This window comes from Candidatus Acidulodesulfobacterium sp. H_13, from assembly GCF_048541835.1.
Lineage (GTDB): Bacteria > SZUA-79 > SZUA-79 > Acidulodesulfobacterales > Acidulodesulfobacteraceae > QIJE01.
In genome coordinates this window covers 557042-574345 of record NZ_JBLEOY010000002.1, presented here as the reverse complement: position 1 = coordinate 574345, position 17304 = coordinate 557042, and the positions used below count along the sequence as shown (strand labels likewise).

At 37.0% G+C, this 17304-nt stretch carries 18 protein-coding genes and 1 tRNA gene; 5 read left to right on the top strand and 14 right to left on the bottom strand.

Translation table 11 applies throughout. The annotated features are described in order from the left end of the window. Positions 1–2 precede the first annotated feature (2 nt). The 7 genes from rsmA to tolQ form a co-directional block, all read right to left on the bottom strand. The gene (gene rsmA / locus ACMCNP_RS07305) at positions 3–854 is read right to left on the bottom strand and encodes a 16S rRNA (adenine(1518)-N(6)/adenine(1519)-N(6))-dimethyltransferase RsmA (protein WP_419315827.1); all 852 of its coding nucleotides are present in this window, start codon (positions 852–854) and stop codon (positions 3–5) included. Beyond that, positions 851–1891 (bottom strand): tRNA (adenosine(37)-N6)-threonylcarbamoyltransferase complex transferase subunit TsaD, encoded by a 1041-nt coding sequence (gene tsaD, locus ACMCNP_RS07300; protein WP_419315824.1) that lies wholly within the window; start codon positions 1889–1891, stop codon positions 851–853. Before tsaD ends, rsmA begins: the two co-directional genes overlap by 4 nt. A 34-nt stretch (positions 1892–1925) precedes the next feature. Then, complete coding sequence (locus ACMCNP_RS07295; protein ID WP_419315821.1) at positions 1926–2744, bottom strand: tetratricopeptide repeat protein; 819 nt, start codon at positions 2742–2744, stop codon at positions 1926–1928. Positions 2745–2883: 139 nt separating this feature from the next. Next, positions 2884–4239 carry a hypothetical protein gene (locus ACMCNP_RS07290; protein ID WP_419315818.1) on the bottom strand — a complete coding sequence of 452 codons (1356 nt, stop codon included), beginning with the start codon at positions 4237–4239 and terminating at the stop codon, positions 2884–2886. 67 nt (positions 4240–4306) lie between these two features. Beyond that, positions 4307–5080: a TonB family protein gene (locus tag ACMCNP_RS07285; protein WP_419315815.1), complete on the bottom strand. Its 774-nt coding sequence runs from the start codon at positions 5078–5080 to the stop codon at positions 4307–4309. An 8-nt stretch (positions 5081–5088) separates the two neighbouring features. After that, positions 5089–5541: a protein TolR gene (gene tolR, locus ACMCNP_RS07280; RefSeq protein WP_419315812.1), complete on the bottom strand. Its 453-nt coding sequence runs from the start codon at positions 5539–5541 to the stop codon at positions 5089–5091. An 18-nt stretch (positions 5542–5559) separates the two neighbouring features. Continuing rightward, a complete protein-coding gene (tolQ, locus tag ACMCNP_RS07275) occupies positions 5560–6252 on the bottom strand; it encodes a protein TolQ (RefSeq protein WP_419315810.1) in 693 nt (230 codons plus the stop codon). A 246-nt stretch (positions 6253–6498) separates the two neighbouring features. Here tolQ and ACMCNP_RS07270 point away from each other — a divergent pair, with 246 nt between their 5' ends. After that, positions 6499–8937, top strand: a complete 2439-nt coding sequence (locus ACMCNP_RS07270) for a vitamin B12-dependent ribonucleotide reductase (RefSeq protein WP_419315806.1) — start codon at positions 6499–6501, stop codon at positions 8935–8937. A gap of 78 nt (positions 8938–9015) precedes the next feature. On the opposite strand, the gene ACMCNP_RS07265 is transcribed toward ACMCNP_RS07270, so the two are convergent. The 3 genes from ACMCNP_RS07265 to ACMCNP_RS07255 all read right to left on the bottom strand — a co-directional run bounded on the left by ACMCNP_RS07265 (position 9016) and on the right by ACMCNP_RS07255 (position 11117). Beyond that, entirely contained in the window at positions 9016–10011 is a 996-nt protein-coding gene (locus ACMCNP_RS07265) for a hypothetical protein (protein WP_419315803.1), read from the bottom strand. 336 nt (positions 10012–10347) lie between these two features. After that, positions 10348–10611, bottom strand: a complete 264-nt coding sequence (locus ACMCNP_RS07260; protein WP_419315800.1) for a thioredoxin family protein — start codon at positions 10609–10611, stop codon at positions 10348–10350. Positions 10612–10667: 56 nt separating this feature from the next. After that, a complete protein-coding gene (locus ACMCNP_RS07255) occupies positions 10668–11117 on the bottom strand; it encodes a biotin/lipoyl attachment domain-containing protein (protein WP_419315797.1) in 450 nt (149 codons plus the stop codon). 270 nt (positions 11118–11387) lie between these two features. On the opposite strand from ACMCNP_RS07255, the gene ACMCNP_RS07250 reads away from it, so the two are divergent. After that, positions 11388–11882 (top strand): hemerythrin domain-containing protein, encoded by a 495-nt coding sequence (locus tag ACMCNP_RS07250; protein ID WP_419315794.1) that lies wholly within the window; start codon positions 11388–11390, stop codon positions 11880–11882. A 29-nt stretch (positions 11883–11911) separates the two neighbouring features. Then, positions 11912–12454, top strand: a complete 543-nt coding sequence (locus tag ACMCNP_RS07245; protein WP_419315791.1) for a DUF2249 domain-containing protein — start codon at positions 11912–11914, stop codon at positions 12452–12454. A 23-nt stretch (positions 12455–12477) separates the two neighbouring features. On the opposite strand, the gene ACMCNP_RS07240 is transcribed toward ACMCNP_RS07245, so the two are convergent. From ACMCNP_RS07240 to ACMCNP_RS07230, 3 genes are all read right to left on the bottom strand, one after another. Further along, entirely contained in the window at positions 12478–13716 is a 1239-nt protein-coding gene (locus ACMCNP_RS07240; protein WP_419315788.1) for a hypothetical protein, read from the bottom strand. 59 nt (positions 13717–13775) lie between these two features. Then, a complete protein-coding gene (locus tag ACMCNP_RS07235) occupies positions 13776–14084 on the bottom strand; it encodes a metal-sulfur cluster assembly factor (RefSeq protein ID WP_419315786.1) in 309 nt (102 codons plus the stop codon). 137 nt (positions 14085–14221) lie between these two features. Beyond that, positions 14222–14899, bottom strand: coding sequence for a phosphoribosyltransferase (locus ACMCNP_RS07230; protein ID WP_419315783.1), 678 nt, complete (start codon positions 14897–14899; stop codon positions 14222–14224). Between the two features lie 333 nt (positions 14900–15232). Here ACMCNP_RS07230 and ACMCNP_RS07225 point away from each other — a divergent pair. Next, positions 15233–15308 (top strand) — tRNA-Lys (locus tag ACMCNP_RS07225). A 464-nt stretch (positions 15309–15772) separates the two neighbouring features. Further along, positions 15773–16675 (top strand): urease accessory protein UreH domain-containing protein, encoded by a 903-nt coding sequence (locus tag ACMCNP_RS07220; RefSeq protein ID WP_419315780.1) that lies wholly within the window; start codon positions 15773–15775, stop codon positions 16673–16675. Positions 16676–16784: 109 nt separating this feature from the next. Here the strand turns inward: ACMCNP_RS07220 and ACMCNP_RS07215 are convergent, their stop codons facing one another. Beyond that, a complete protein-coding gene (locus tag ACMCNP_RS07215) occupies positions 16785–17225 on the bottom strand; it encodes an Hsp20/alpha crystallin family protein (protein WP_419315777.1) in 441 nt (146 codons plus the stop codon). Positions 17226–17304: the final 79 nt, after the last annotated feature.

Below are 17304 nucleotides of genomic sequence, written 5' to 3'. Positions count from 1 at the left end.
TTTTATCCCCTGCTCTTTAAATAATCGTCGTACCCCTTTGCGGCATTTATGAATTCTACTGTTGTCAACTCCTGCGGTCTTTTGTTTAAATCTATATCTAATTCCGTAAAGATTTTATTTTTTATGTCCGGAGGCATTTCAAAAAAAGATGCGTATATCGAATTCTTAAGTTTCTTTCTTCTGTATTTAAAAGTTTGATGGACAAAATGGCTAAAAAACAGTGTGTTTGCCGCCCATATAAAATTTTTATCGGCATGATATCTCGGATTTAGCCTCAAAACGGTCGAGTCGACCTTAGGGGACGGATTAAAATTGGATTTGTCGACGTCAAAAAGTTTGGTTATTTCAAAATTTATATCCATTATTACGCTTAAGGCTCCTCTTTGCGAGTCATTCTCTTTCGCACATAGCCTTTCGGCAAATTCTTTTTGAAACATAAGCGTTAAATCCGCAATGACTTCCTTTTCCCGTATAAATCTATCCATAATGGGGCTGGAAATTTCATACGGAAGGTTAGAAACCACCCTTATTTTAGGAGATAATTTAAAACTTAAACCCCTATAATCATACTTTAAGGCGTCTTCGTTTACAATATTTATTCCGTTATGCTTCTTATTATTAGTACTATCGCTAATATGAAATTTTCCCTTAATAAAATTAAAATAGAAGGGGTCTATTTCAATCATCGTAAAGGTTTTTGTATTTCCGATAATCAATTCCGTTAGTATGCCCTCTCCCGGACCTATTTCAAGGACGTCGTCTTCGGCGGAAAAATTGCATATGTCTATGATATTCCGCGCTATTTTCTTATTTGTTAAAAAATTCTGTCCTAAAACCGCTTTTCTATAACTCATAATTCCCATGAAGAATCTGCATTAATATTTAAAAACTCTTCTTTATTTTTAACCGGGTCTACAGCCGGTTTAAAGTAACCGGCATATCCTATCATTGCGGCATTATCGGCGGAAAGAGAAATAGATGGAAAAAGTACTTTTGCCCCTTTATTCCTTTCGTATTCCGCAAAAATAGTCCTTATTCTCGAATTTGCGGAAACACCCCCTGAAACGATTATGATATCTATTCCATATATATCGCAGGTATCTGCAATTTTTTTATAAAGAACCTTTGCTACCGCCTCCCTGACGGATGCCGCAATATCGCAAATAGTATCCTGCTTTATTTTGCCGGGACCGCCAAGGTTATTTATTGTAGAAATAACGGCGGTTTTAAGCCCGCTAAAACTCATATCGAGATTATGGCTGTGCAGCATGGGGAGGGGAAAATTGAATGCGTCTTTGTCTCCTTTTTCTGCAAGCTTGTCGATAGTTCCGCCCCCGGGGTAACCGAATCCTAGATGATTGGAGACCTTGTCGAAAAGCTCCCCGCAGGCGTCGTCTCTTGTCCTGCCGACAAGCTTTATATCCGAATGAGATTTTACGAGATAAATATGCGTATGTCCTCCTGAAATAACCAATGCAATAAAAGGAAATATTTCCGGATTTTCTAAAAACGGGCTAAATATATGCCCTTCTATGTGGTTTACCTTAACTAACGGAATATTCAACGCGAAAGATAATGTTTTTGCTTCCATAAGCCCTATGAGCAGCGAACCCACAAGCCCCGGACCCGCCGTTGCCGATATAATATTTACATGCTTTAAATTTACTCCGGATTCCTCAAGCGCAATTCTTAATGCCGGCAGAGAGGCTTTAATATGATTTCTTGAAGCAAGCTCAGGAACTACACCGCCGTAAATGCCGTGCACAAAATCCTGCGAATAAATTACATTAGAAAGTATCTTTACGCCTCTCTCGTTTTTTAGAAGAACGGAACACGAAAAATCATCGCAACTGGATTCAAATGCCAAGTTAATAATTTCAGTATTATTCATCAACCGTTAAACAATATTTAATACTTCTCATTTTTTATTTAGAAAGCCCTTTGAGCGCCTTCGCAGAAAGTTCGGCGGCTTTTGTTCCGGAATATTTAGAGATAACCTGACGAAATAAAATAGCGGCGTCGGACGGATCGGAAACCTTAAAAAAACCTACTCCCTGGAGGTATATAGCCATAGGAACATTGTGATTTTTTGGATAAACCTGAGAAAATTTATGAAATTCAAGTATCGAAACTGGATACTTTTTCAGGTTGAAATTTGCCCAAGCTTGATAGAAGAAGGCATCCGCAGTATAAGCGGATTGCGGATACTTATTTATAAATTCATTTAACGCCTTAATTGCCTTTGTATAATTTTTTTTATTGTAAACAGACATAGCCTTTTTAAAATTAAGTTCCGTTAAATTTTCTTTTTTTACGACAGGTGTTTTCTCTATCTTTTTTGCGATAACCTTTTTCGGCAAAGCAGGTTGTGTTTCGGCCGGCTTTGGTAATTTTACCAATTTCCTATTGACGATTAAGCGATACTCTTCAAATTTTTTCTGTAAGATACCGAGATTATGTGATTCTTTTTCATATTTTCCGTAAATGTCGCTGATTTTAGAGTTTAAACCGGATATCTGCACTCCGTGTTTCGCCAGATTCAATTGTACTCCATGGAGCTCTTGCTCTAAATATATATTATTTTGCGATAACTTAGCCGTTTTTTTATTAAGCATTTTCACCTGAATATATAGGTGGCGCACCATGTCCGGTTCTATGGGTGTACAACCCGATAATGCAAATGAAACAAGCAATAAAGAAGTCAGGGTGAAAATAGAAACCTTAAGAATATTTTTACGATTCATAACTTGTTCCCCTATAAAAACAATTATATATATTATGTACATAATTACATGCGATATGCACGGCTACACATAAGCCACGTTATATTAAATTTATCACATAAAGCGATATTTTTCAATAAATCAGGCGGCAAATTTGATATCAATAGAGCGACTTTAGCGTCCATCCGGCATCGGAATAATTTTGCATCTCCGGAAATATTTCCGGCATCAACCTCACCATGCCGCTTCCGTTAACGTCTATCATGTACAACTCCTGTCTTCCCTCCGTCTCGGTATCAAAGGTGATAATTCTTGAATCCCTCGTCCATGCCGGATGTTCCGCACTGTAATGAGTGTTCGTTATCCGTCTTTCGCCTGAACCGTCCGGATTCATAATATATACCTGAAGAACTCCCTTTACGAAAGAATCGAAGGCTATTTTTTTACCGTTCGGCGACCATGAGGGACTCGTATTGTAATAACTGTGATCATAGGTAATTCTATGCTGATTGCTTCCGTCTGAATTCATAACGTATATTTGAGGATTACCCCCCCGATCGGAAACAAAGGCTATCCTATTTCCGCTCGGAGAAAACGACGGAGAGGTATTTATGCCCCCCATATCGGTTAATCTTTTCAGGTCTTTCCCGTCCGGACGTACAGTATAAATCTCGGTATCATAGTGATTAGGAGTAAGCGCAATTGCCAATTTATTTCCCTTAGGCGACCAGCTCACATAATCGGCCGGTCCCGGAAGGTTCATTTTTTCAGTAATCCCGGATACAAGATTTTTTATAAAAATAGCAGGATCTCCGTCTTTGAACGAAATATATGCAACCTTATCGCCGCTCGGCGAGGAAGAAGGAAAAATATTTATTGTTTTATCGCTCGTAATCCTTTTTACCTCGTGTCCCCCGAAATTCATCATAAAAATATTCTTGGAACCCTTATTTTCTCCTACAAAAAATACCTTTGTAGTAAACGGTCCGTTTATACCCGTTAAAAATTTTACTACGCCGTCGGCAAATTCGTTCGCAAGAAATCTATATTGACCGTCCGTGCCCTCGAGTTTTTCGGAAAATAGCAACCTCCTCGTATATATGCTTATAAGATTAGCTTTCATTTTTATAATACCGTCCGAGGTTTCATACTCACCCCTTATCAAATACTGAACATTTAATACACTCCAATTGGAATAGATTACCATAGAAGCGTTTACTGGCGCCTTTTGAGGATTTTCAAGATACAAAAGCGGGTTTACTATATAAAAGTATCCTATTACAGAGAGGTCACGCCTTACTATGCGGGCTATTTTTTTCGCAATATTTTGATGCTGTCCATAAGTAGAATTATTTTTAAAATCAGGCACGGCAACGCGAATTTTTTTGATTCCGACGGCATAAATATTTATATATACCTTTCCATAAGAGTTTACCGGAGATAAAAAAAATAAACCGCAAGAAAATAACAGCAACAAGAAACCGGAATATAAACCCGAACGTTTCATTTTATCCATATTGTTCCCCTTTTATTTGTCGTATTGTACGATATATATCGTATCATCTTCATGAATTAATTTATGATCATCTCATTTTCAATATTTCCTTAGGATTAAAACGTATCAACGCCCCCTCGCCTGCATTTTCCGAATTAACGTATTTCATGAATCCGTTCGGGGGGGGAGGCAATGGGCTTGACAGCTTAACGGCTTCGACCGATTGAGCATCGAAATAACCACTGCCGGAAGACTTAACAAGCCTGACGCCGAAAATGCGACCTGATTCGGATATTTGAAAAGCTACAATAGATTTATAATGCAAATATTTGACAAGCGATATATTAAAATTAGATATCATAATAGAAGCTATTTTATTAACGTAACCCTGAAACTTGTGAATATTGCCTTTTATTAAAGATTCCTGCATCTTGCTGTAAATATTATTCAGACTTACCCTATTTTTTAATCGGGCATAAGCACCGGAGCTCACGATGGAAACCGGAACTGGAGCCGGAGCAACGACTTCGGTTGGCACGGAATGAAGCCGCTTGACCTGTTTGACCTTAACGGAAACATGTTTTTTACCGGAAACGGCTCGCCGTACCTTAACGCGAAAAACTTTATGAACAATGCGAATATGCCTGATAATCTTGTGTCTATGCGGATAGATTATTTGCCTAACCGAAGCGGGAGGCCCCGGAACCCTATTTACTACGCTTACGACTACGTTCGAACCTATAGACTGAATTTCAGGTATGTATCTTACGGATAAATAAACTATTAAACCGATCAGAATAATATGAAAAATAATCGAATATATAAAATATATCCCTATGCCCTTAGTATTTTCATTATGCATTACGGACCTTACCTGCCTGAGCCTGATAGTTTATGATTTGCGGTAACCATACCTATCTTTGTGATTCCGGCATCTTTTATCGCCGCCATAATACTTATTATATAGCCATACGAAAGCGAAGAAGCGGCCTTAAGAAATACTTGTTTATCTTTTCTATTTTTATATATAGCAGCAAGCTTTTTGGTCAAAATCGGCAGACTCGCCTTAAACTTATTTATATAAATCTCTCCGTTGGATTTTACGGATACGACTATAGTTTTTTCCGGAGCTTTTAATGGATGAGCGGACGCAAGGGGCAAATTAACCTTTATGCCGTGAACTAATATGGGCGCGGTTACCATAAAAATAACCAAAAGCACTAACATTACATCGACAAACGGCGTAATGTTTATCTCCGACATCAGTTTATAATTGGATGCCGGATTTCTCCTGTCTTCCCTATCATTAAAAGGCGTAAACATTTTTTTTTATTTCTATTTTTATAAAATCTGCCTGTCTATTATAGTCATAAATTCGTACGTGAAATCGGCCATTTCATTGACCATTAACCTTACCTTATTTGAATAATAATTGTATGCTATAACGGCTGGAATTGCCGCAAAAAGACCGGCTGCGGTTGCAATGAGGGAATCGGCAATACCCGGAGCGACTACGGCAAGACCTGCGGTTCCTGCCGCCTGAATACTCTCGAACGACATCATGATACCCCAAACGGTTCCGAAAAGACCGATAAAAGGAGCGGTAGATCCAACCGTCGCAAGAAACGGAAGGGAAACTTCAAGTTTTGCGATAGACGAAAGCTGCGACTTTTTCAAAGCCCTCTCTACGTATGCCAGATTGTCCCCATTTCTTTCCCTGCTTCCCCCGTCTATATCCCCATATCTGCCTGCTTCCCCCGATTTTTTTTTAATACTTAAAAGTTCTCTGTAAGTAGCATTGAACATGGAGGCTATAGGGCTGTAATCAAACCCTTCCGCAGCCGTATATACGTAATCCAACCTTTTAGATTCCCAAAAAATATCGAGAAACTCTTTGTCTTGCCTTCTTGCCTTACTCAGATAGTGAAGCTTATAAAGTATAATCGCCCACGATATCAAGGAGAAGAAAAGGAGTACGAGAAGAACCGACTTTACTATTACATCCGTGGTAAGAATGTGCGAAAAAATATTCATATTATAATTATTAAAACGTAAGCTGGCAGACCTTAAAATAATTTCACAATTTATCCCCGTTCCGGGTTTATTTTTTATGTTCGTTCTTTAAGATTATAAATCTTTTTAAAACAATTTACAATTTCAAAAATCTTATTGACAAAAAAATCATTGCAATATATTGTATATAAATATGAATGACACCTACATATTGTGTGTAATTTAAAATTATTATCGTAAAACATAAAAAGATACCGGGAGGCAGATATGAAAAATAAAGCGGATAAACTTAAAGATAAATTTACGGGAGAGTTTTCCAAAAATGCAATAACGGTTTTAAAGAAAAGATACCTTGCTAAAAATGAAAAAGGTGAAATTATCGAAACCGTAACCGAACTATTCAAAAGGGTTGCTAAGAATATTTCGGAAGCAGATTTAAGTTACGGAAGAACAGAAAAAGATACACAAATAACGGCAGAAAAATTTTTGGAGGAGATGTTAAATCTCCGTTTTCTGCCCAATTCTCCTACTTTAATGAATGCGGGCAGATCATTGCAACAGCTTTCCGCCTGTTTCGTTATTCCCATAGAAGATTCCATGGAATCAATATTTGAAACGATAAAAAATACGGCCCTAATTCACCAGAGTGGCGGCGGAACCGGATTTTCTTTTTCTAATTTGAGACCGAGAAACGATGTTGTGCATTCTACTAAAGGCGTATCAAGCGGACCTGTTTCCTTTATGCAGGTTTTTAACAGCGCAACGGAAGCAATAAAACAGGGCGGAACAAGGAGGGGCGCCAACATGGGTATTTTAAGGGTGGACCATCCGGACATAATGGATTTTATAACATCTAAGAAAGATACCGCGAGGCTTAACAATTTCAATATTTCCGTTGCTATAACCGAGGATTTTATAGGACATGCCTTGAAAAACGAGGATTATCCCTTAATAAACCCGCGAAATAACAAGATAGTAAAATATCTGAATGCCAAAGAGGTTTTTGATACAATCGTAGAAATGGCATGGTCAAGCGGGGAACCCGGAATTATTTTTATCGATAGAATAAATAAACTTAATCCCATACCGAAAGCCGGAAAAATAGAAGCGACTAATCCATGCGGAGAGCAACCCTTGCTTGGGTACGAAGCCTGTAATTTAGGCTCAATCAATTTGGGAAAATTTATTAAAGAAAAAAATAATGGGTTTAATTTCAAAGAGGCGATAGAAAGACTCGAAAAAAAGCCGGAAGAAATTTTATCATACTATCTCGAACTTATCGATTTCGATACGCTTAAAAAAACGGTTCATACGGCAGTTCATTTCTTGGACAATGTAATAGATAAAAATCATTACCCTCTGAAGAAAATTGAGCAAATGACGCTCTCTAATAGAAAGATAGGGCTTGGAATTATGGGTTATGCCGACATGCTTTTAAAATTAGGAATACCGTATAACAGCAAATTGGCGCTTAAAATAGCAGAAAAAATAATGAGTTTTATAGACGAAGAATCTAAATTAAAATCAGAGGAATTAGGAATATCAAGGGGTAGTTTTGCGAATTTTGAAGGCTCACTCTGGAAAGAAAGAGGTTTCAGTGCAATGAGAAACGGAACGACAACGACTATCGCCCCTACCGGAACCATAAGCATCATAGCCGGCGCTTCAAGCGGGATAGAACCCTTATTTGCCTTAGCTTATGAGAGACATGTCTTAGATAATCAAACCTTAATAGAAATAGACAAAAACCTTAAGAACTTTTTGGAAGATACAGGATTATATTCGGCTGAATTAATTGATTTTATCGTTGAAAACGGTAATATAGGAAAATCTTACGAAGAGGGACCGGCAGACTTGCTACCCAAGGATGTCCATGAATATCTGAGCAAAATATTCATAACTTCCCATGACATTGCACCGGAATGGCATGTTATGACTCAGGTTGCATTTCAAAAGTTTACGGACAATGCCGTCAGTAAAACCGTAAATTTTCCTAACTCGGCAAAAAAAGAGGATATTAAGGAAGTTTATATGCTTGCGTATAAACTAAACTTAAAAGGCATAACCGTTTACAGAGACGGCTCAAGAGAACAACAGGTCTTAACGATCGGCAAGGCGACAGATAAAAGCTCCGATAACGAGCAAACATGCCCTGCTTGCGGTTCGCCGATATCCGATTCTGCAAATAATATAAAGCAGGTTGTTTCCGATAAAAAAAGCGGCAGGCAGATAGAGCCAAGAGAGAGACCGGATATGATACGCGGGGTTACCATTAAAACGACGACGGGTTGCGGACCATTATATGTAACGATAAATTATGACGAAAATGGAAACCCCTTTGAAATATTTAACTCAATAGGCAAATCCGGAGGATGTGCTCAATCGCAAACGGAATCGACCGGCAGAATGGTAAGTTTGGCTCTAAGGTCGGGGATAGACACTAAAGAAATAATTAACCAGTTAAAAGGAATAAGATGCAATATCCCTTACGGTTTTGGCGCTAACATAATATATTCGTGCGCCGATGCTATAGGAAAAGCCCTTGAGAAGAGTCTATCCGAACAAGACCATATTGAATTGAATAACGACACTCATACCCATGCCATTCAAGAAAGAGGAGCTTGTCCTTCATGCGGGGGCCCTAATTTAAAACGTGCGGAAGGTTGTACGATATGCCTTGATTGCGGATACTCCGATTGCGGATGATGTAAAAAAGCATCCGATTTTTTTCCGTAGAATACGAAAATTTAATCGGATGCTTTTAATATTTTACAAGAAAAGCAATTAGTGTGCCAACCCGCTTAGAATCATCTGTTTTAATGAACCTTGAATTGAACCGGGCATTCCCATATGCGTCATAAATGCCCACCATCCGGCATCGGCAAAATAATACTTCATCCTCCACATTTCTCCAAGTATCGAAACATTAATATGTTTTCCGCTCTTATGAATAAGTATTATTATAGGGAAAGCAGGGCTATGATCTATCCCCGGATATTTATATTGGGACGTTGCCCTTACGCCGCTATCAACCCCTATAGACTGCCGCTCGGTGGAATTTCTCGTAACGCCAAGTTCTATGAATCCCATAGAGGGTTTTTCTATTTTATAGATTAATTGCCATTTTCCTTTATTATGCTCAATACCCTTTAGTACCAACTTAGTTATGCTTTTAAGGTTTACATCGGCGCTTTCGGGATGATTAGAAATATTGACTACGCTTCCGGGAAAAGAACCTCCGCCTATTCCTCCGGGAAATCTTCCGCTCCGCATTGGACCATACTGGAGGTCGGAAGGCGTCCCGCCGACCGCTTTTCTTATCGCATGTCTTAAACCGTTACTTGCCTTAACTGCATATTTTACATAAGAGTTTCCGGAAAAAGTCCTTGCTACGGCAGGCAAATTAATCATGCTGACGACTATTCCATGATTAGGGGTCGTATAAACCGCCACCTTTAAGGGCAATCCGAAAGCACCTAATGGATAATTGCCGTTATCAACCATGTGTTTATTATAAGCCGCGTTTGCAGCAACGACTACGGTTGAAATATAAGTATCGTTTTTAGGAAGTGCGGTATTGAAAGTGCCTATCACCTTCCAATCTTTATTGTTAAGGACCGATTTAACCTTTTTTACTACGGATGAAACATTTCCGGGAACGTTAACGGATATCTGGGTAAATACACCGTAAGTTTCCGCGAATACATTGCCCGCCATCAAGAATGTCAGCAAGAAACCTAAAACAAATAATGATAAAAATTTTAATCTTGTTTGCTTCATAGCCATTTCCTCCACGTTTTTTCGTAATTTTTTGAAATTAATTCATATGAATTAACGCCTTAATATTTTTTAACATATTAGAATAAATAAATCAATTACAAATTTTAACTATTTTAAATAAAAACATATGATAATTGAGATATATTAATAATCATATGAATATCGCATAAACGCACCCCCCCCAGTCAACTTTTGACTTATCGCCGATATTCTTTTTTTAGCACTATATGTATCTGATTTATTGTATTGTATATGCCGGTTGCATTTGCAGGTTATATAATTATCGGTAATCCTCCCGTAAAAGCTAATGTTTAAAACCTGACTTCTTATAGTCTTTTACGGCATATCCAATAATTCTTCGGCTTCTTCCTTGGTGAGAATTCCGACATAGGAGAGTTTTCCATCAATAATCGTGGACGGAACGCTTCTTATATAAAGATCAATTGAGATACGCCTACCCTCAGGATCCGCCACGTCTAATAATCTATAATTAAAATCTTTTCGCTCATCGTACAGCCTTTTCCACGCATTATCCGCCGGAACACACTCCGAGCACCATTTCGAAACAAGAAGTATAACATCATGCTTTTTCTCATTCATATATACTAATATACCCTTTTTAATCTTGACAAATTTTACTCGTCAAATCCAGCTGATTACTGGCTTGAACACCTCATGCATTGAATTTGATCCTTGATTATTTTCTCTCTGTATTTTTCAACCGCTTCTTTTCCGGTTAAAAGACCGCTCAATTCGCTTAAATCGGATGCCTTCACTTTACTAACCCATGCATCTTCATATGGAGATATATTTAGGAGCAAAGGGTCTTTTAAGAGAACCTCGTTAACCTCTATTATCTCACCGGAAACCGGAGACGGAATCGGTCCTACCCATTTTCCGCTTTCTATAGTCGCCGTATTACCCCTTTTTCGAACTATACTTCCGACTTTTTTAAATGTTACGTGCAAAATCTTTCCGGCCTGCGTTTGAGCCACATCAGTCATGCCGAGCATCACAATATTGCCGTCTAAAGGCTTTGCCCACACATCTTTTTCGATGTCGTAGTATAAATTTTCCGGAAGCTCGCAACCCTGTATCTCTGCCATTTGTTATCCCTCTTGCCGCATAACCGCACGACTCTCATTAGTTCTGGTTATAACGCCTTATCTATTTACCAAATTTATTATAAGTAAAATTATACCACAGTTTCTACTTTTTTATTTTTTAAATTCCGCCGATATTTCTTCATATTATATCTTTGTGATATTTGTCATTGCAATAAAATAATTATATGATAAAATTAAGAAAATACAGATATATCATGGTATATCTACAGGATAAACAACTTAAAATTTTAATAAAAAGGAGTTTTTGTTATGGATACAAATCTTGACCCGATTATGTCTTTAAGGAGTGAACACGAAGCAGTCAGAGGGGTCTTAAATAATCTTGACGGATATTTAAAAAAAATAGGTTCAAGCTCATCGGATAACCTTAGAAAAAATCTAATAAACCAGCTTGACGAAATAACCTCTTTTATCGACAAAGACTTGGAAACACATTTTAGAAAGGAAGAAGAGGCTTTATTTCCGGTTCTCGGAAATTACGTGGGGGTAGAAACCGGACCTATACACGTTATGCTTATAGAGCATGAACAAAGCAGGGAACTTTCTACGGAGTTCAAGGCGAAAATAGGCGATTATCAGACTAACGGAGACTATAACACTCTTATCGGAGCAGGAAATTCCTTTGCTTCGCTTCTATCGGAACATATAGATAAAGAAGAAAATATATTATTTAATATGGCGAGTATGCACCTATCCGAAGACGAAAAGAGCGATATCATGGAAAAGATGCGCACAATAAAATAGACAAAACAAACAAATGAGGATTGATAATTATGGAAGGCATGGACAATTTAAAAAGGGTTAAACTTGACGTAAGAGATGACATTAAGAATGGCGCCGACCCATTTCAAAAGATTATGACGGCAGTTAATCAATTAAAGAATGACGAGGTTTTAGATTTAATAAATGATTTTGAACCGTTTCCCCTTTATTCCGTTTTAAAAAATAAAGGATTCGAACATACTACGGAAAAAATACCGGAGGGATTCAGAATAATATTTTTCAGAGGAGATAAAACGGAAAAAGAATCCTTTAAGATTTCGGAAGAAGCAGATGAGAATGAATTTACCGACGAAGACTTAAAGAATTTGGCCCATAAAAAAGATATCACGGAATTGGACGCAAGGGGACTTGAACCGCCGCAGCCTCTTCTTAAAATTTTTGCAATTCTTGAAAACCTGAAAGACGATGAGGCACTGTACGTGACACACGAGAGAAAACCGATACATTTATACCCGAGGCTAAAGGACGCCGGCTATAAATTTTTAACAGAGGAAAAGGGAGACGACCTTTATACCATCAAAATATGGAAATAGATTCTTAAACCTCATTGCCGCCCTTACCACTCCATGGAAAATATATGAAGCAAAAGCAATAGGGAGGCAATGAGGAGAATAATGGAAGATATTTTAATCAAATAAAAAAGCCAAATAATTATACCTGATAAAAAAAGCCCGAATATCAAATATTCAAAATATTTTGTCTGCATATTAGAAAAAAGTTTGCCGTAAGCCCCTTTTTTTGCTTTTTCAAATATCTTAAGGCTTATCAAAAAGGGAAATATTTTATGCAAAAAACCTATAATAACCATACCTGCAAAGCCGAATAACGCCGTAAATCCGAAATAATAATATATACCGTAATTAATATTTGCAGTCTTTTCCGATATAATTATCAATAAAAATCCGATAATAGTTGAAATTATTAAAAATGTAGCGCCGCTAAACAGATAAAAGGTCGTGACGTCAAATTTTTTCTTAAGCCTTTTTAGCATTAAATTAAAAAATATTAAAGAGTACATAAGCGTTCCTATACCTAAAAGCCAGCCCCCTATATCATTTAAATAAGTATAAACTGCCGTTTCCGTTCCGAAAAACGACGAAACCAATAAGAAGATTATACCGCCGTTTATAACTGCCAAATCTGTTTTCCAACTGAGATTACCCGGGCTTTTAGTCATATAAAACATAGGAAGAAGCCTATATGAAATAGCTATAAAAAGCATAACCACAAAACCGACAAACATAAGGTAAACATGGTCTTTTAATATTCCATAAATATCGAAACCCGTTTTAAAATAAAACGATAAAGCTAAATATAATCCTACGGACAGACCGATAAAAAGATAGGAATAGGCAAAGGCAATCCCTATAGCGGTATAATCCCATTTTTTTACCTTTTTTAAACTTAATAACATATTCAGGTCATACGCCAAGACGGATATAAACAAAAGGATTCCGCCGGAAGCAATTAGAATGGGAATAAAATAATACATTCCCACGATAAACAGCAGTAAAGATATTACAAAAACATAATAAACCGGGAAAAAAAGCTTTTCATATGCTATTTTTACGCCTAACGCCACCGGTAAAAGCATATATGAAGCGCCTATGATTACCATCATCAAAAACCCGAGGGTAAATATATGGGTTAAAGCGATAATATTCGTGTTCATAAAAAAATATACGTTAAAACTTTTTGAATCTAAAAACATTACGATAAAAAAAATCGGCAAAAATATAAGCGCCGTCTTGATGTGTCTTAATGCTATATTTATAGAGCTGTCCGTTGCATTCATATATTGATTACCCCTATTATTTTTAACTGCAAAGCCTCAGGTTAAAACGCGAGGCGAAGTTAATGTGATTTTAGTCTCTTTAATGCATCTGTTTTTATCATAGAACGATTCCATTCGGGCTCCCAAACGATATTTACGGTGACACCCTTAACACCGGAAATACTTTTTAACACCTCTTCTACCTCATACTTTATGACATTCCCGATTGGACAAGCCTTTGCAGTTAAGGTCATATCTAAAACAATATTCCCATCTTCATCGGAATTTATCTTATATACGAGTCCTAAATCTATTATGTCTATTCCAAGCTCCGGATCGATTACCCCTTTTAATTTTTTCAGTATATCGTTTTCGTTTATTGTCTTCATGATAAACTCCATTATTATATAAAATTAACTATTTAAAGTTCTTTATAGTATAAAAGTTTATCAGGTTTTCAACTAAATTGAATTGACTTAAATCAAAATATCTTTAAAAATTACATGTTATATTTACCGCGCTTTTCTTAATCGGAAACGACCCTGTTTAATTCGGCTTTTTTAAGAAGTGTTATTACTTCGCCATCATCGGTTTGACTAAAATCCGAATAAAACTCTCCAACTGTATGAAACTCTTCCGGCGCACTCAAAACTACGACATCATCCACTGCCCCCTCTAATTCCTTCAGAGTATAGGCGGAAGCTACTGGAACGGCAATGATAATCTTTTCAGGTTTTTCTTCCTTTAACGCCCCTACGACAACCGCTATTGATGCCCCTGTCGCAATGCCGTCGTCTACTACTATCACGATTTTACCGTAAACATCTATCCTTTTTCTTTCGCTCCTATAAAACTTTTCTTTCTCCCGTATCTCTCCAAGTTTAATCTCCTTAATTCTGTTTATATACCCATCGGATACGCCTATATTAGACAACAATGTTTGATTAAGATAAATTTTAGGGGTTTTACCGTCCACTACTGCCCCTATCGCTAACTCTTCCTGATTCGGAGCCCCTATCTTTTTTACTATGGCGACGTCAAGGGGTACCTTTAACGCGGTGGCAACCTCATAGGCGACGGGCACCCCTCCGCGCAACAAACCTATAACAACGGCCTTTTCCACATCATATCCATTTTTAAACAGTCTTTCCGATAACTCTTTTCCTAAAAGCCTTCCGGCTTCCCTTCTGTTTTTAAATATCATATGCCTTTTCGGGATAATCCCTTATCCGCCCCCTTAATCCATATATTTTTAAAATAAATTAAAAGAATCATACAAAATATCCGGCGTGATTTTTACAGGATTTGTTTCATCGGTAGTAAATAAAAAGTCCTTAAAGAAGTTAGCCGAATATTTGACAATATTAGCTTCTTCGCTACAATTCTTTATATATTGGATTATATCCCAGTTATATCAAAATTTCAAGACGGCGCGACGATGGTTTGTATCGGCATTCGGAGACGCCTTAAAATGATTGACTAAAAATTATGAATATTATACAATTATATCGGTTACATTAGTCAATTTTTAATGTTCGGGCTGTTAGCTCAATTGGTAGAGCAACTGACTCTTAATCAGTAGGTCGTCGGTTCGATCCCGACACAGCCCACCATTCAAAACCGCAGTAAATAAGGCATTCCGCATTGTTCATAATTCATATAAAATACACAAAATTTATTCAATCTTTGTCGTAAAAAGAGGCGGTAAAATATCAAGAAAGTTTATTTATTATTTCTTGATAAATATGATTATCTTCTATCTGCTATTGAAACGGAGATGTGACAACAAGATGAACACTTTTATTTAAAAAGCTCCTCCATCGTTCTTGAGTCTCCTGAGACGATTTCATGATTTATTTTAAGCACGTTTAACCCCTGAATTTAAGATATTATAACCTAAAAAGTAAATCCTTGTTAATTATTCCTTCGTTAAACATAAAGACCTTCGTCGGAACTAAGGATGGTTAATTTGATACCGTATTAATCCTAATTGTGATATAATTTTACGAGTCCTGATTTATTAATATTTTTAAAATTTTACACTCGGCAGTAATTTTGTCGTATATCTATTATCTTAATGATTAACCTTTATAATCCGCAAATCTTCTCGTCGATATTTTCCATATTGTTTACGGCTTTTCTTTTAGGAATCATTCACGGATTCACTCCCGACGAACACACGTGGCCTATCACCTTTAGTTATTCCATAGGCAGCTATAGCACTAAGGGAGGCTTTAAAACAGGGCTTTTATTCTCTGCCGCTTTCACTTTTCAAAGGGCTATAGCCTCGGAACTATCCTATTTTGCTTTAGGAAAAATACTCACAAGACCGGATGTAATGCCGATTATATATATATTCGTCGGCATCGTCATGTCTTTTGCCGGAGCATATATAATGGGCTTAGGAAATAATTTCGAGTTATTCAAAGGGATAGAACATAACCTGTCTAAATTTTTAAAAATTAAATCACACCCGAAAAACGGTAACGATGAATCGAGACCGATCCCTATCTATATGGTACTGTTACATGGATTTATTGCAGGATGGGGCACGGGAGCATTTGCCATTATCATTTATACGGTCCTTGCGCCTAAAATGCCGAATGCATATACTGGATTTTTACCCGGACTCTTATTCGGAATCGGAACGATGGTAACGCAAATAATTATAGGCATGCTTGCGGGCAGATTTATGGAGCGGTTAAAAGTTCCAAAAAAAGGCATAGCATATATTGCAAAGAGAACATCAGGATTAACACTATTTTGGGGAGGATTAGCTTTTATTTTAGCTGCAATATTAGAAATTATTTTCCCGGAGCTTATTTTATTAGGATTCATAACCCCTATAAAAATACATAATCTCCACACCCTTGGCATAGGATTCTTTTTAGTAATCTTTATAGTCTTGTTTGTAATGATAACATCTTTTATAAAATCACTCAAATACGTAAAAAATCATAATATGGAATTTACTGCCTAATAAAAAAATATGCCGTCGCCGCAATCTCCCTTCATCTCGTTCAAGGGATCTAACCATTAACCGACAACGGCATATTTTCATTGGCCGATAAAATTTTTGGCCTCTTTACTTATTTAACTTCTATTGCTATCGATTTAGCAGGTTCATTCTTTCTTATAGTTACTTCCAAAATACCGTCTTTCATTGATGCACTTGCCGAAGATGAATCAACGCCGGAAGGAAGCTCTATATTCCTGCAAAATGTACCTAAACCAATTTCCTTGCGATAATAATCCTCTTTTTTATCTTCCTCTTCCGCTTTATGCTCTCCTTTTATCGTAAGTCTGCTTTCATGAATTTCAAGTTTAACCTCATCCCTTGAAACTCCGGGAAGCTCAGCCCTAACAATTATGGAGTCTTCCTTCTCTATAACGTCAACCGCAGGCTCCACTGAGCCGGACTCATCATACCCCCATAATTTTTTAACACCCGTCGGAACGAAATCGGAAAACAATCTTTCAAAATCATTTCTAATAACATTTACCGGTTCCCAAATAGAAATATTAGACATAATTAATCAACCCCCTTTTTTTTATTCTATTAATTTAATTATATCACCTATTTTTATAATTTCAAGTCGGTATATCTTA